The following is a 14,267-nucleotide window of genomic DNA, read 5'->3' on the forward strand; positions in this document are numbered from 1 at the left end:
TCTTTCGCATTATGAAGTTGGTTCCGGTTTCTGTTTTAACATCATTTTATCTTTTGCTGGTTTAATCCAAATAATTGCTATGACAGCACCAATAGCAGCGAAGATGCTTGTTAAATAAAACACTTCATGGTCCGACCCTTTCATAAAAAAAGAATACAGGGGTGGTCCAGCTGCTACACCGATAAATCGCATTGAACTATAAAATGACGTAACTGTCCCCCTCTGCTCTTTTTCAATCCCTTGTGTAATAAGAGCATCTAGACACGGTAACGCCATACCAATTCCTCCCCCCATAATAACGAGACAAAGAAGTAGTAAATAGATTCCTTTTAGAAATAAAGGTAAGAATACAGATGCAGCAGCCAGTAAAAATCCAATATAGATACACTTTTTCATAATATCTTGTTTATCTCCAATTTTTTTACCAGCCATATATGAGCTAAGTGATAGTACAAGTAAAGGAATAGCGAGTACACACCCTTTCCATATACCATGAATATCGTACTTCGACTCCAGTATAGTTGACAGATAAAAAAGTATTCCGAATAAAATAAGCATAATAATTGCACCTAGTATAAAAATGGCAATTAACCATCTTCCCTTTTCTCGAAACGTAGAGATAATAGATTGAATAAATTCTTTAAGTGGTGGAACTTCTTCTTCTTCTTGTTTCTTCGCCTTTACTAGTACCAGTAATAAAACAATCGATATTACACATAAAACTGGAATCGCCCAAAATGGTAAGAACCATACAATAGCTGCAAGAGCTGATCCTAATATAGGACTCAATACTTTTCCAAATGTATTTGACGTCTCAATGATTCCTAAACCTGCACTAACCTGTTTTTCATCTTTGTATAAATCACCTACACATGGTATGACAACTGGCATAGCACCAGCAGCACCTATCCCTTGAATTGCTCTTCCGATAAGAATCCAAACGTAAGGGTTATCAATTTTCCATGATACCCAGCCCGTTATCGCTCCTCCAATAGCTGCAATTAATAAACTTGGAACCATTACCATCTTTCGTCCCCATCTATCTGATAAATAACCAGCAATCGGTATAAGTATAATTGCAATGATAGAATAAATTGTAATAATCATGGATACCTGGAAAGATGAAATATGTAATTTCTTTTCAATGGTTGGCAGGATTGGAATAAGCATTGAATTACCTAACGTCATAACAAGTGGAACTGATGCAAGTGCAATTAAACAACAGTTTTCTTTTTTTAACATGTTGATTTCGGAACCTTTCATCATATATTTCTTACCATGTAATAGCCCTGCTGGAAATTATGTTTACATTCCACCAGGGCTATTTCATCTTTACTACTTTCCATTTACAACAAAAGAAATTGGGTAAAATATAGCATTACTCCTATTCTTTGAATCCTGTTCACAATATATCCATACCAATTAATTGAAAATAAAAAAGAAAGGAAGAATCCTTCCTTTCTCCTATAACCTTCTACATTTAGCGAGAATATCCGCCACCAAGCTGTTGTTCTGCCATCGCTACAAGGCGCTTTGTAATTTCACCGCCTACAGAACCGTTTGCACGTGAAGAAGTATCAGCCCCAAGCTGTACACCAAACTCTTGTGCAATTTCATATTTCATTTGATCTAGAGCTGCTTGTGCTCCATGTGATGCTAATTGATTAGCGTTACGATTTCTAGCCATTACCGATCACCTCCTTATATATATTAAATTGTACCAAATCCGAAATTAAATACATGGTAATTTTTGGTTATTTATTCCGTAAAAAAAGAGTCTCTTAAACGAGACTCTTACATCATTTCATCTTATGAGGTTACTACTTCTAATTTTCTATTTGTTAATGCTCTCATTTCTTCTTTCAATATATCTTTCGCATTATGCCCAAACCATTCAAGCGAAGCAAAATGATCAGTATCTCTCACTTCCCGGATGATTTCATCATAATTTACGATACCTTCAAATAATGGAACCATTCCTATACGACTTCCAGCAGCCGCATATACATTATTTGGTTCAAACACGTGTAAATACTCCGCTGATGATATATTCTTAAAATGGTAATGTTGTATCCACGGCTTTAGTCGCTGGAAACTATCTATAGGGTCTGCACCAGACTCCCAAATATGAAGAAAATCTAGGTTTATTTTTAAATATGGATGATTTACTTCTTCTAACAATTTCACAGTAGACGACAAAGTATCCGTTAACGTATTTGGATGTGTTTCTAATAGTATATACATATTATGCTGAGCAAATAGATCACAAATCATGCGAATTCGCTTCACATACTCTTTTCTCTCTTGTTCTGAGAAATCCTCACTACCTTTTTGCCCGGCAAACGTACGAATTTTATTTGTATTAAACCAATTAGCTAGTGTTACCAGCTGTTCACATTTTTCCATCGTTTTTTGAAAATCTGCTAATAATGATATGTCCAAGTAATCACTTATCATCGTGACCTCTAAATTTTTATCCTTTAAATAATCTATTTCTCGTTCTGTCGTTTCACGCTCTTGCATATATAAATTTTGTGCATGGGTCCCCCACAACTCAATTCCTTCAAAACCGTTTTCGTATGCAAATTGAACAATATCAGTAAATGAAATTAGTTGATGGCGAAATGAAATTGTACATAGCGAATATTTCATTGGTTTGAACTCCCTTATCTTAAATTCAATGAACTTGTATTAGTTAAGACAGACTGATTTGTTATCATTTCTTTCCATGACAGAAACTGTCTCTCTAATTCATCCTTAATTTGCAGTTCAATTGTATTCATTTCATCAAGCTTCTCAACAATTGGTAATAACATATCTTTATTTTTTGTCATTGCCATTTTGATTGCGCGGTACTGTACATTTGTAAATCCTTGTACAATGTCCTCCACTCGATCACACCAATAATCAAATTCTTGCTCCGAATATTGTAAAGTTTCACGGAAGTATGCAAAGGCATGTTCATAGCTATATTTCCGTATTGCCAATACGGGTATTTGCTTTACTGCCGTTACGAGCCCAGAAAGTGAATACCCACCCTCTTCATTTACCATTTTTATTATTAAATTTTTTAATTCCATAGTTAATTCATTATCATCCTTTTTGAATGTTTCCATGAAATAACTTTCTACCATCTCTTGTGTTGGCTCCTGAATTCCTTCTATATCAATGAAATAGCCTCCACCAAATGGGTTATCTTTAACAGAATGGAGCACTTTTTCTCTTTCCATATTCCCTTCCCAGCGAAAATCAGGATCAAGCATGAACCATTCATCTTCTTTCTCTGTCTTCGATATCATTAAGTAATGCGGAAACGGTTTTTGATGAAACTTATTTTCTCTCTCAGGCAATAAAGACATATCAACCATTACAATTACGTAACGATTTTCCGGCTTATTTTCTACTAATTCTAAAAATGTTTCTACATTGCTACTTTTATCTTTTGAATGATCGTACCATTCGTTCACTTTAATACCATACAATTTTTCATACCAGCGTAAGTAGTTATCATGGTTAATGTTTTCGGAATGATAAGAAATAATCCCGCCTTCTGTTATATCAAAATCTCCATCCCATAATCCGAAATAAAATGGACGGAAATCTATATCGCTACGCCTTTTTATAATTTCACAAAAACAACTCACTAAACAGTGAACTTTAATTGAAGTCATACTCTCATCCACTTTCCTAAAAGGTTAGTTATTCACATTTACTTCGTGTAACGGCTGCAACTCTTCCATAAAGTCAAGCAAAGACCCTACAGTAAGAAACGCCTTTGGGTCTATCTCATCCTCTGGAACGCATAGCTTTAAATCCATTTCTATGTATACTATAAGCTGTAACATCATTACCGAATCTATATATAAATCTTGATTTAAACGCATCGTTTCTTCTAAATGCGTTACATTTTTCAGTTCCATTTTTTCTCTCATAATGCTTAAAACTGCTTCTTTTAACATTTCACGACTCATGTTGTTATCTCTCCCATCTCTAATAACTTACGACTTACTTTCCCTGTTTTGTTTTTCGGAATCTCTGCTACACTTTCAATTTCATGCGGTACTTTATAAGACGGTAAATGCTGTATGCACCATTCTCTTATTTGTACTGGTTCAATATGAGAGACTACTTTGGCTTTTACAATTTCCCCCATCACAGGATGCTTACCGCGGTATACAATCGCCTCCTGAATACCTTCTAATCGAAGCATCGTTTCTTCCACTTCTATAGGAAATACCTTTAGACCGGACACATTAATAACATCATCTATTCGCCCCATGAAATGAAGGCCTTGCTCAGATTTATACCCTAAATCTTTTGTATAAATATCATTTCCAGCAATTTTCACTACGATTTCTTCAGGTTCATCTTCATTTGAACCTATGTTAATACTTACATGAGAAAGTGGCTTCCCTAAGTCTAAATGTGTCTTCATATCATGACATATACTAATGCAACCAGCTTCAGAACAGCCGTACTGCTGCATCATGTATTTCGTCATGCCCTTTAACTTATAAAATAGCGTTTCTGGCAAAGGTGATCCTGATGTCATAATTTTATGAAACTGAAGAGTTCCTTGTGGAAAACTCCCCATAATATGTAGCATAAGTGGTACTGCATATATGATATGTTTTTCGGTATTACGAACTATATTTAATGCGAATTTAGGGTTTTTATTTGTAATGATTATAGGCTTACTACCTCTCGTAATTGCTGATAACGTGCCACAAATTAATCCGTATGAATGTGAAACTGGAGCCATTACAATTGGTACTTCGTCTTCTTCACATTTTAAAGCTTCATTATAAGCAGCAATTTCTGTTTCAATTTCCGTCCATGCTCTACGAATTAGTTTTGGCTCTCCTGTTGTGCCTGAACTATATTGTAATAAAGACGGTTCTTCTTGTAATAGATTTGGAACTTCTAATTTTGTAAAGTCGTTACTTTCTCCGTATAAAAGTGCAGTACACTTTGCGCGCTTTGCCATTTCAATAGCTGTATCCTTCGGTGTATCTTCATGAATAAGTAGTACAGATGCTCTTTTTTCTTTTAGGAAAAACACAAGCGTAATAATATCGAATGGATCTTTCAGACAAAGTGCAAATCTATTTCCTTCTGCTTCTTGAAATTGTTCCACTCCCTCGTAACCTTGTAATCTCAATTCAAAATCATTTTTGCTAAATTCTTGTTTATTAACGATTAGCATGATTTCCCCCTGTAACAACTGATTTTTGTATTGTAAGTTGCCTTGCTCTATACAACGGATTTGGAACTTCATGAACAAGCGATTCCACATCCATATATAAGCGTCGCTTCGTTAATTGCTCTGCATGAAATGTAGGTGCATATAATTGTAATGCTTCAAAACGTTCTTTCAAATGTGAAAATCTTTCAAAATGATCTTCTATTTCTTCAACAAGAATGATCCAAAATTGTTCCTCTTGCAATTGATACTCATCTGCCAGCACGAAAGCCAGTTCACCTAGATTGAACAGGAAAAGCGCATCTAAAACCATTTCTTGTAAACATTCAATACGGTCCATTTCAAAGAAATCATTTATTTGACCATTCGTATATGTTTTATGCATTTTAGTAAAGTCAGGACTTTTTTCGATTTCTTTCAAAAACGGACGATAAAACTCCAGTCCTTCATGAAAATCTTTTAGTGCAATACGGACTGGTTGTCCTTCTTCATGAACTAAAATCATGTTTTGTCCATGTGATTCTAATGCGATTCCATGCTCTACAACGAGGTGTACAACTGGGATAATTGCCTTTCGAATAAGCAATCTTAACCAGCTTTCTACTCCATATCTCTTTAACCACAAATCAATAATTGGTGTCCCATCTTTTCCCCTGGCATATAAACCGTTAAATGGGATTGCCTCTTCTTTCTTATCTAAATATTTATGAACGCTTTCACGCCAAATACATCCTAATGAGCCATATGTAGCTTTTTTATTCACATCGTACGTAACACTCGAAAATTCATTTAACAAAATTAAGCGCGATTCATCCCTTAAATAAGGATCATGATCTACTATATCTTTTAACCAATTCGATATAGCAGGTGCACTCACAACCGAATGCGGTTTTAATGTACGGATAGTTGAAGTATTGAGTAAATTCATTGATAACTTTACATATGGTTTCGCTCGGTTCGTAACATTTCTTAATGTCCGCATCGACTGCTGCGCGCAATAATCATCTTCTGATTTCCCTAAATAAATAATATATTTATCCTGTATATGGTCAGTATAATTCGGAATAATAAAGTTCTCCCACTGCCAAGGATGAACAGGTATAAACATATACTTCTTCGAATCACAGTCCATTTTTCGAATACGATCCATATACTCTTCGATTTTCTTTTCACCAATTTCTTCTTTAAAGGTACAGTTATAACTCTCTTCACTTTCATATCCTACAGTCGTATATTTCTCATGAACTGCAATCCATATAATTTTCATTGGTTGCATAAATTCAAATCCATATTGAAAATTATCACGATATTGAAACCCGATGCGTGCTTTATAACTAGGATGATACGGGTGTCCATCTATTAAATGACTTTCAAGCTCATCATAAGATTTCGCAAGATAGTCTTCTTCACAACTTCTCTCATATTGTGCAATCGTATCTTTAAAGATTGTTTGTTCTAATTCTTGAATAAAAGAATCCAATTTCGTTCGATCAACTTGAACAATTCGAAAAATCTCCTGTAAAAATTGTGAAACTGATTGTATTTCTTCTTCCTCATCTTGAACTCTCATTATTAATGAGTCATGTAAACAAATACGCCCAAATGTCATACGTTCTTGTCCATAGCATTGGTACGTTACATTTTGATTCTTTTCATCAAGACCTTGTATAATAAAAAGTATTTGCTCTCCCTTTTGTATACGCATCGGCGTAATGATTTCTTCATAAATTAACGATTCTACTAATTGCCGGAATACTCTTCTTCTTACTGAAATGTACTCTTTTGATTGGAGTGCCTTCAATATTTTTGCTTGATAAACTTCTTCTTTCATAAATCCCCCCGCTATAATACGGAATATCGAATTCCATTATTTGTATTACGTGAAATTTTAGCACTACTTATGAACGAACAGCCACTTCTCTAACGAGTGGATTATCTACTTGTACATAAATTGCTTGCTCTAAAGGATTTGTCAGTTCATCAACATCGAAAAATCTCGTTAGCAAATTTGCTTTACATGCCAATTTATTTTCTTCCAACAATTCACTTAAAAATGTAGAAGGTTCACGGTTATATGGAAGGAACGATTCAAGTACAGACCTTAATTCTGAAAGAAGAGTTTCCTCCTTTATTAATCCTGCTGTACCAAAACCGTTAATTAGTCCAAACATATGATTGAAAATTAAATAGTAACGAAATCTTTCATCTACAATGTAATCGTCATATAAATTCCCAGTACGTTCGCCAATACCCGCTAGTTCATTATCTAGCACTGACTTCATTGAATTGCAGAAATAAAAACCTTGATTATCACGGAAGTAAAACTTAACTGGATAACCATCTTTCAATTGAACAACACTATTTTGTTGATGCGCTTCTAATGCAACGCCATAACGTAAATACATCCATACCATCGGCTTTAAAGAGATATTCATATATCGTCTAAACCAATCTAAACTTACTTCTTCACAGCTTCTACCTTCTAAATCTGCTAAGCGGTGGATAATATTCGCTAAACGAGTTCTTTCACCTGGAATTGCATCTTGTACTAATCCAGCGATAAGCGTTGCATCATTTTCATTTTCACTATAAAATGTATTTTCTCGTATAATCACTTCAAATCCAGACTCTTGTGCCCCGTATTTTAAAGTAATAAAGGCCGGATCACATATAAAATCAAATCCTGGAAACTTTTCTAACACCTCTCCAATTTTAGTATTCAATATTTCCTTCCCTTCAAGTCCACTCTCAAGTTCCTTCAATTTATTAATACGCATTGAATTCGTGACCTTTACAGGGAATGAAAATTTAAGCATGTACTTGGAATGAGGATGATATAACGTCCTAAGTGATGATGTCGCCATATAACACTTACCTACTGGACCAATATATTCAAGTACACCTTGATTCATCCAATTTTGCACATAAGATTGATGTAATAGCCATTCTGCTTGTAGTGGATGGATTGGAATTAATGAATATTCATCTTCTTGACAGTACTTTTCAATAAATTCTTGACCTACCTTTTCATCGTTCTTTAATTCCTTTTTTATCATCGCCGTTGTGGAATCTTGTAACAATGATTTTTCACTTACTATACTTTTATGTGCCCGAAAATAGTGAAGTTGGCACTCCCCTTTTAATTCAGGAGAATACATTGAACTTTTCCAATCCAATATGCCTTGTCTACTCTTTGGTGTAGGATGAGTTAAATGTCCAAATAATAAAGATTGCTCCGCCTCTATAAAAGTTGTATGGAAACCATATAATTCAGATGTATCTTGCTCCCTTCCTTGTATAAACTTCTCAATATTTTGACAACTATGAATAACTCGAAGCATAAGTTCATCAGGATTCGTGCCATCTCCATAGTTAATAGACATTTCCTTTATTAAAAACATAATAACCGTAATATAATCTGCTTTAATAACATTTTTATTTTCGCCAATTTGGTAATAAAATTGTTCTCCAAATAGATGACGGTCCGTTGACGATTTATATATCACTTCCCCATACAAAGTAACGTTTTGTGCCGATAACCGACAGCATAAATAAGTGGGGATAGCGTCTCTTTGAAATGAATGGCAGAAAATATTTTCTACCCTTTTATCCTCCGTAATCCATTCTCCACTTCCTGTTTCTCTTAAATAACAATTTAAAAAGCTTTGTATTGTTGCATGTTCCGCGATTTGTTTCGCATGCTGCATACTGCTCCTCCTCTTTTAGACGAACACTATCATTTTTTTGTAAAACTTATGACAGTTTAATTTTATTATCAACTATGATTCTAATTGATAATGATAATCATTTCAAGATATATTTCAGAATTTTTTTATCTAGCTAAACTTTTCACCTTTTCAAAACATTTAATCCGTCAACAAAAAATACACCAATATAATAATTGATGTATTTTTTCATTCTTGTAGATTAAGTTTACATAATAATATTATCGTGTTCTAAATTGATAGTGATTTGTATAAACAATCCCTATCTCGCCAAGCATATGCTATTTCTTCTACATTTAGTCTTTCTAAAATTTTCGTGTCAATTTTTTCCGGATTATATTTTTCATAAAACTTTTTAGAAGGATTATTAGCAACCACCCAAACTAACAGAGATTGCATATTATCTTTTTTACATTCCGATAGCAATGCTTGAAATAATCTTTGTCCTATCTTCATTCCTTGATATTTTTGTAAAATGTATATTGCATATAATTCCCCATCACAATTATATGTACCTGTTCTTTCAACTCCCCCATCGATAAATCCGATAATTTCCCCAGTTAACGTCTCTGCTACAAATCTATATTGCAGATTGTCTTCTTTTTGAAAAATGTTTTCCCATTGCTTTTTTCTTTGTTCAAATGTTAAATTTTCTAAAATTTCGTTAGCGAATATCCCAGTATACGTCGTTTTCCAGCTTTCCACATGCACTTTCGCTATTGCCGCAATATCAGCTTTCATTGCCTTTCTAATATGTATCTCCACCATACTCATCCCCCTTAGAAAATAATTATAGCAAAATGTTTTGTATGCATTAAAAAAAGAGTGAATTTTCATCACTCTTTTTATCTACTTTCAACTTCTACTGAAACAACATGATCGATTTCTTTTAAAGAACTATATAATTCAGTTGTATATAAATCTTCTGGAGCTAAAATGACCATTTCCAATTGCTGAGATGCCCCATTATCAATATCTTTAATTTTCACTCGTTTCACTTGCATATTTAAATTTTTAATTTGCTTAAAAATCCCGTCTAACTCTCGATGTTTGTTTACGGTAATTTTTATCGACAAGTCCTTTTGTCTCAATGAATACGGTCCTGCAATTTTCACAATTTGAGGAAGTACATTAATCGCTAATATAATTAAAATCATGGCAACCGTCGCTTGTATATAAAACCCTGCACCAATCGCAATACCTAGTGCTGAAGCGGCCCATACCATAGAAGCTGTCGTTAATCCTGAAATAACGTCATTATTTCTTCGTAAAATGACCCCTGCTCCAAGAAAACCAATCCCACTAACAATTTGAGCAGCGAGACGCATTGGATCCATGTTTGTATGACCCGGTACAGAATAAACATTCACTGATTCAATTGAAACCATTGTAATTAAACAACTCGCTACGGAAATAACCATACTTGTCTTCACACCAAGCGGTTTATTCTTTAGCTGCCTATCTATTCCGATGAATAATCCTAAAAAGAGTGCTAAACCTAATTTGAATAAAAATTCATATGACATAATTCATTCTCCTTACTTTACAATGTTTCCCTTCGAATATTTCACTATAACTCTTTTATGATATCAATTCCAGTCTTTTCTATTCATTTAACGACAAAAGCCGAAAAAACATTTTTTATTATAATGTTTTTTCGGCTTTTTCTATAGATTTTTTATCGTGATTAAGATACTTCTTTATTTTTGTTCTTTAATTTTAATTTGTGCATCTTTATAAAATGCTAATTTATTATCATTATACTCTTTTGTATAATTGTTAAATTGTTCTTTCGCCTTTTGCGCTTCCACATTTAACTCATTAACAGCTTTAACTTTTTCACCAATTTCTTTTAACTTCGTTTCTTTTACTTTTAATTTTTCATACAGTTCTTTTTCAGTCGCTAACGCCTTCGTGTAATTCTCATTCATCTTTTGGAAGGCATCATAACGATTTTTATACGATTCTTCTACTGTTTTTGCTTGTTTTTGTAATTTCTTATCTTCGAGTTTTTCAATATTACTTTGAACAGATTTCGTTTCTTTCTGCGCTTTTTCTAACTGTTCCTTCTCGTTTTTCAATACTTTTTCACGCTCGTCTACATTTGCAGTAGCTTCCTCTATCTTCTTCGTGACTGCTTCATTATGCTCTTTACCTTCTTGTAAAATTTGAGAATAAAGTTCTTGCCCTTGCTTTTCTAATTGCTCTAACTTTTTCGTATCATCAGCTAACGATTTTTCTTGTGTCGCTGCTGTTTCAAAAGCCGTATATAAATTTTCTTCTGGTTTTTCACCGAAACAACCTGATAATAATCCTACTGATAATGCTCCAACTACTGCTACTTTTCCATACTTCAACTTCAATTCCTCCAATTACATACGGTTATCGTGCCAGAAATTCACGGGGAAGTGACTCTCTTCATGATATGCTTCAAATTCATAACCTTTTTCTTTTAGACCCTTTAAAATTGCTGGCACAGCAGCAACTGATTGCGGGTGAATGTCATGCATTAAAATGACTTCTTGCGGTTTTGTCGCACCAGCTAATACATTTTGAGCGATTTGCGCTGCCGCTGCATCGACTGGTACTTTATTGTATTTCCAGTCTAAAGAATCAATTGTCCAGTCCCATACTTTAAGACCACCCTCTACTACTTTATTTCGAAGGCCTTCATTTAAACCAGGCATCGACCCGTATGGTGGACGTGTTAATTGAGGTGATTTTCCTATAATATTTGCGATTAAGCTTTGATCTTCTTTCATTTCATTAACATATTCGCCATTTTTATATAACTTCGCAAAATTGTGTGTCATACTATGCATTCCAACATAATGACCCTCTGCATTTTCACGTTTTACTAAATCAGGAAACGCTTTTACATTCGCTCCGATTAAAAAGAATGTCGCCTTCGCATCATGCTGTTTTAACATATTTAATAATTCAGCCGTATATTTTCCTGGCCCATCATCAAATGTAAGATAAGCAACTTTTCTTTCCACTCCGTTAAAACGACTTGGTGCCGTTTTATTCATTTCAACTTTCGATTGTTCACTTGCAAGCTGCACTACATTTTCTTGTTTCGCTACAGCTTTTGCTGGTGAAGTAATAGATTGAAACATGAAATACCCAATAGCTACTATCGCAATCGCTATTAAAACAACTGCAACTCGTTTAATTTTAAAAGCCTTTTCCATTCTATCGAATCCCTCTCCCTATTAATCTCATATATAAATCACCCAATATAATTATACATCTATTTATTTTTATTACACTATATAAACTTTATATAAATTATAGTGGGAGTTTTATCATAATTGTTGTTCCTACACTTTCTCTACTTGTAATACTAAGCGTACCACCATGAAGCTCCACCATTTTTTTTACAATAGCCAATCCAATGCCTGCGCCTTCAATATGGTTATTAATCTGATAAAATGACTGCTCTATAAATGGTAGATGCTCTTTAGCAATTCCAATACCTTGATCTGTCACCTTAATCACGGCTTGTCCCTCACTTTTGGTCGCTTCAATGTAAACTGTACTTTTTTCATTTGAATATTTAATAGCATTATGAATAATATTTAGGAAAACTTGTTTTAGTCTATTTCGATCTCCTACTAGTTCTACTCGTTCTAAATTAGCAACTAGATGAATCTGTTTCTCTTCTGATTTAGGAGTCAATTGCCAAATCGTCTCTTCTAGTATATCGTACAATTGCACTTTTTGTTTATATAAATTAAAATGATTTGACTGCAATCTTGAAAAATCTAGTAACTCTTCTACTAAATGAATCAATCGGTCTGTTTCACCTGAAATAATTCCCATACCTTGCTTTATTTCTTCATCGGTTAAATGATCTACTGTTTTTAATGTCTCACTCCACCCTTTAATTCCTGTTAAAGGTGTTCGTATTTCATGAGAAATAGAGGCAATAAATTCATTTTTCATTTGCTCAGCCTTTTCTATTTTATCTGCCATATAATTTAAACTATGCGCTAACTCACCTAATTCACCAGGATAATCCTCTTTAATTTGTTCCTTTAATGTACCTTCCGCAATTTGCGAAGAAGCATGAATAATAGATTCGATAGGTTTCACAAACGAATTCGCCAATCGTCTACTGATTAAGAATACGATACCTGAAATGGAAATTCCAACTGAAATAGTGAACATAATAATTTCAATAATTTTTGCATTTACATGTGTTAAAACAGTCGTATATTTTAAAACACCGATAGTTTGCCCTTGATGTACGAGTGGACTTAATACTTCTAATTGTTTCACATTATCTTTCGTAGTAATAACTTGGTGATACATTTCCCCCTCTAGTAAAGAATAAGGAATACTCACTTTACCTTCAACCTTTTGCCCACTTGACGATTGTATAATTGTACCGTGCCGATCAATCAATTGTAATTCAGTTCCTTCTAATTGGAAACTCTCAATTATTTCTCCGCTATATTCTTGCAAACGAATAAAATATAGTGAGTTGTATTCCGAGAAAAAACGTGTACTTGTCTTTGCATGAGATTCAACATACTGCACAATGCCGTTATAATAGTATCGATAAATAGAAACTGAAAATGCTACTTCAAATAATACAAGCATTAGTGTAATGACCGTCATAAAATATAAAGTCACTTTCCGTCTCATCTTATAGTTTCCTTCCACACATATCCTTTTCCCCACACAGTATGGATAAACTCTGGTTCTGACGGATTACATTCTATCTTTTGCCGTAACCGTCTCATATTTACATCGACGACTTTCGTCTCGCCTACGTAATTGGTTCCCCAAATCATATTTAAAATTTCATCACGCGAAACCGGCTTCGAAGCCTGATTCATTAAATACTGTAATATCATGTACTCTGTGGGGGTTAAATCAACTAATTGTCCGCCTCTATATAATCTTTCTTCTATGATATTTAACGAAAACGGACCAGACGTGATTGTATTCGTTTTTTCTTCATGTACTTCTATTCTTCTTAATAAAGATTGTATTCGTGCAGTTAATTCTACTGGACTAAACGGCTTTGCGATATAATCATCTGCACCAATTCCTAGCCCTTGTACTTTATCTTCATCTTGTACAAGGGCGGTTAACATAATAATACCCATTTTTTCATTTTCTTCCCGGATAGTTTTACAAACTTGAAAACCATCGATCCCCGGTAACATAACATCAAGTAACGCTACATCAACAGTATGTTCACTTAACATCTGTAACGCTTCTTCTCCAGTGCTAGCTTCTAATACATAAAATCCAGCACGTTTCAAATTTAAGACAATAAAGCTACGGATTGGTATTTCATCTTCTAAAACTAAAATTGTTGACAT

At 34.0% G+C, this 14,267-nt stretch carries 14 protein-coding genes; all 14 read right to left on the reverse strand.

Going from position 1 to position 14,267, the window contains the following annotated elements:
* Positions 1-9 precede the first annotated feature (9 nt).
* Positions 10-1,263, reverse strand: a complete 1,254-nt coding sequence (locus MKX77_RS14520; RefSeq protein ID WP_341307969.1) for an MFS transporter — start codon at positions 1,261-1,263, stop codon at positions 10-12.
* 217 nt (positions 1,264-1,480) lie between these two features.
* Positions 1,481-1,687: an alpha/beta-type small acid-soluble spore protein gene (locus MKX77_RS14525; RefSeq protein ID WP_215556068.1), complete on the reverse strand. Its 207-nt coding sequence runs from the start codon at positions 1,685-1,687 to the stop codon at positions 1,481-1,483.
* Positions 1,688-1,809: 122 nt separating this feature from the next.
* Positions 1,810-2,652, reverse strand: a complete 843-nt coding sequence (locus MKX77_RS14530; protein ID WP_341307028.1) for a sugar phosphate isomerase/epimerase family protein — start codon at positions 2,650-2,652, stop codon at positions 1,810-1,812.
* 14 nt (positions 2,653-2,666) lie between these two features.
* The gene (locus tag MKX77_RS14535; RefSeq protein ID WP_341307029.1) at positions 2,667-3,671 is read right to left on the reverse strand and encodes a DUF6005 family protein; all 1,005 of its coding nucleotides are present in this window, start codon (positions 3,669-3,671) and stop codon (positions 2,667-2,669) included.
* A gap of 24 nt (positions 3,672-3,695) precedes the next feature.
* A complete protein-coding gene (gene asbD, locus MKX77_RS14540) occupies positions 3,696-3,971 on the reverse strand; it encodes a petrobactin biosynthesis protein AsbD (RefSeq protein WP_002158241.1) in 276 nt (91 codons plus the stop codon).
* On the reverse strand, positions 3,968-5,206 hold the full coding sequence (locus MKX77_RS14545; protein ID WP_215556065.1) for an AMP-binding protein: 1,239 nt from the start codon (positions 5,204-5,206) through the stop codon (positions 3,968-3,970). Before MKX77_RS14545 ends, asbD begins: the two co-directional genes overlap by 4 nt.
* The gene (locus tag MKX77_RS14550) at positions 5,193-7,034 is read right to left on the reverse strand and encodes an IucA/IucC family protein (RefSeq protein WP_341307030.1); all 1,842 of its coding nucleotides are present in this window, start codon (positions 7,032-7,034) and stop codon (positions 5,193-5,195) included. Before MKX77_RS14550 ends, MKX77_RS14545 begins: the two co-directional genes overlap by 14 nt.
* 67 nt (positions 7,035-7,101) lie before the next feature.
* Positions 7,102-8,910, reverse strand: a complete 1,809-nt coding sequence (locus MKX77_RS14555; protein WP_341307031.1) for an IucA/IucC family protein — start codon at positions 8,908-8,910, stop codon at positions 7,102-7,104.
* Between the two features lie 249 nt (positions 8,911-9,159).
* Complete coding sequence (locus tag MKX77_RS14560; RefSeq protein ID WP_341307032.1) at positions 9,160-9,696, reverse strand: GNAT family N-acetyltransferase; 537 nt, start codon at positions 9,694-9,696, stop codon at positions 9,160-9,162.
* Between the two features lie 77 nt (positions 9,697-9,773).
* Positions 9,774-10,454: an MgtC/SapB family protein gene (locus MKX77_RS14565; RefSeq protein WP_002012374.1), complete on the reverse strand. Its 681-nt coding sequence runs from the start codon at positions 10,452-10,454 to the stop codon at positions 9,774-9,776.
* A 174-nt stretch (positions 10,455-10,628) separates the two neighbouring features.
* Positions 10,629-11,285: a YkyA family protein gene (locus MKX77_RS14570; protein WP_341307033.1), complete on the reverse strand. Its 657-nt coding sequence runs from the start codon at positions 11,283-11,285 to the stop codon at positions 10,629-10,631.
* A 15-nt stretch (positions 11,286-11,300) separates the two neighbouring features.
* Positions 11,301-12,122, reverse strand: a complete 822-nt coding sequence (locus MKX77_RS14575; protein WP_341307034.1) for a peptidoglycan-N-acetylglucosamine deacetylase — start codon at positions 12,120-12,122, stop codon at positions 11,301-11,303.
* Between the two features lie 97 nt (positions 12,123-12,219).
* Positions 12,220-13,581 carry a sensor histidine kinase gene (locus tag MKX77_RS14580; protein ID WP_341307035.1) on the reverse strand — a complete coding sequence of 454 codons (1,362 nt, stop codon included), beginning with the start codon at positions 13,579-13,581 and terminating at the stop codon, positions 12,220-12,222.
* The gene (locus MKX77_RS14585) at positions 13,578-14,267 is read right to left on the reverse strand and encodes a response regulator transcription factor (protein ID WP_341307036.1); all 690 of its coding nucleotides are present in this window, start codon (positions 14,265-14,267) and stop codon (positions 13,578-13,580) included. Before MKX77_RS14585 ends, MKX77_RS14580 begins: the two co-directional genes overlap by 4 nt.

This window comes from Bacillus sp. FSL R9-9410 (assembly GCF_038050385.1).
Lineage (GTDB): Bacteria > Bacillota > Bacilli > Bacillales > Bacillaceae_G > Bacillus_A > Bacillus_A cereus_U.

Coding starts and splice junctions, on each gene's coding strand:
- asbD (WP_002158241.1), bottom strand. CDS start 3,971: ATGAGTCGTGAAATGTTAAAAGAAGCAGTTTTAAGCATTATGAGAGAA.
- MKX77_RS14520 (WP_341307969.1), bottom strand. CDS start 1,263: ATGAAAGGTTCCGAAATCAACATGTTAAAAAAAGAAAACTGTTGTTTA.
- MKX77_RS14555 (WP_341307031.1), bottom strand. CDS start 8,910: ATGCAGCATGCGAAACAAATCGCGGAACATGCAACAATACAAAGCTTT.
- MKX77_RS14575 (WP_341307034.1), bottom strand. CDS start 12,122: ATGGAAAAGGCTTTTAAAATTAAACGAGTTGCAGTTGTTTTAATAGCG.
- MKX77_RS14550 (WP_341307030.1), bottom strand. CDS start 7,034: ATGAAAGAAGAAGTTTATCAAGCAAAAATATTGAAGGCACTCCAATCA.
- MKX77_RS14580 (WP_341307035.1), bottom strand. CDS start 13,581: ATGAGACGGAAAGTGACTTTATATTTTATGACGGTCATTACACTAATG.
- MKX77_RS14560 (WP_341307032.1), bottom strand. CDS start 9,696: ATGGTGGAGATACATATTAGAAAGGCAATGAAAGCTGATATTGCGGCA.
- MKX77_RS14525 (WP_215556068.1), bottom strand. CDS start 1,687: ATGGCTAGAAATCGTAACGCTAATCAATTAGCATCACATGGAGCACAA.
- MKX77_RS14565 (WP_002012374.1), bottom strand. CDS start 10,454: ATGTCATATGAATTTTTATTCAAATTAGGTTTAGCACTCTTTTTAGGA.
- MKX77_RS14530 (WP_341307028.1), bottom strand. CDS start 2,652: ATGAAATATTCGCTATGTACAATTTCATTTCGCCATCAACTAATTTCA.
- MKX77_RS14585 (WP_341307036.1), bottom strand. CDS start 14,267: ATGTCAACAATTTTAGTTTTAGAAGATGAAATACCAATCCGTAGCTTT.
- MKX77_RS14545 (WP_215556065.1), bottom strand. CDS start 5,206: ATGCTAATCGTTAATAAACAAGAATTTAGCAAAAATGATTTTGAATTG.
- MKX77_RS14535 (WP_341307029.1), bottom strand. CDS start 3,671: ATGACTTCAATTAAAGTTCACTGTTTAGTGAGTTGTTTTTGTGAAATT.